This is a genomic window from Streptomyces ossamyceticus, assembly GCF_001418475.1.
Lineage (GTDB): Bacteria > Actinomycetota > Actinomycetes > Streptomycetales > Streptomycetaceae > Streptomyces > Streptomyces ossamyceticus.
In genome coordinates this window covers 33,443-34,377 of sequence record NZ_LIQX01000030.1, presented here as the reverse complement: position 1 = coordinate 34,377, position 935 = coordinate 33,443, and the positions used below count along the sequence as shown (strand labels likewise).

Here is a 935-nt window from a genome sequence, read left to right as displayed (position 1 = left end):
GAGGGTGTCGCCGCGGATCCCCAGAACCGCGCGGAACGAGTCGACCAGCAGGTCCTGGATTCCTCCGGGGGCGAAGGACGCCACGGTCATCAGAAGGGGGAGCGCCGTGATGAAGGCCTGGGCGGCCAGTCGTACGGAGCCCTCCACCACGTTGAGGGCCGACAGGTGGGGCAGAAGCAGGGCTGAACGGGTCGCCGCCGGGCTGCGCGCGGGTCCCGCCGCCCGGCTCCTGCCCCACCTGTCGGCCCTCAACGTGGTGGAGGGCTCCGTACGACTGGCCGCCCAGGCCTTCATCACGGCGCTCCCCCTGCTGATGACCGTGGCGTCCTTCGCCCCCGGAGGAATCCAGGACCTGCTGGTCGACTCGCTCCGCGCGGTGCTGGGGATCCGCGGCGACACCCTCGACGAGATGCGTCAGGCGTTCGCCGCGACCGGTACCACCCGCGACACCGTGGGCGCCCTCGGAGTGCTGATCACCCTCGTCTCCGCCACCGCCTTCAGCCGGGCGCTCCAGGCGGTGTGCGAACGGTGCTGGCACCTGCCCAGGGCACCCCTTCGGGCGGTGACCGCGTGGCGCTGGCTGCTCTGGCTCGTGGTCTGGCTGGGCGCCCTGCTGCTCCAGGCACCGCTGCGCGGCGGCTTCGGCCTGGGCACCGTGACGGGGCTGGTGCTGTCCTTGCTGGCGGCGCCGCTGCTGTGGTGGTGGTCCCAGCATCTGCTGCTCGGCGGCCGGATCGGCTGGCGGGAGCTGCTCCCCGGGGCCGTGCTGGCGGGAACGGGCACGGTGGTGCTGAGCTGGGCGGCCCGCCTGTTCATGCCGGCGGCCATGCAGCGCAGCCTGGAGGAGTTCGGCCCGCTCGGACCGGTCTTCACGTTCCTGTCCTGGCTGATCGGGGTGTTCCTGGTCGCCGTGTCCGGCCTGGCCCTCGGCCCGG

General features: G+C 73.0%; 1 protein-coding gene. It reads left to right on the top strand.

Annotation, left to right across the window (positions count from 1 at the left end):
* Positions 1-151: 151 nt before the first annotated feature.
* The coding region (locus tag AOK15_RS03025) for a YhjD/YihY/BrkB family envelope integrity protein (protein ID WP_063798935.1) at positions 152-935 on the top strand (784 nt) is incomplete at its 3' end.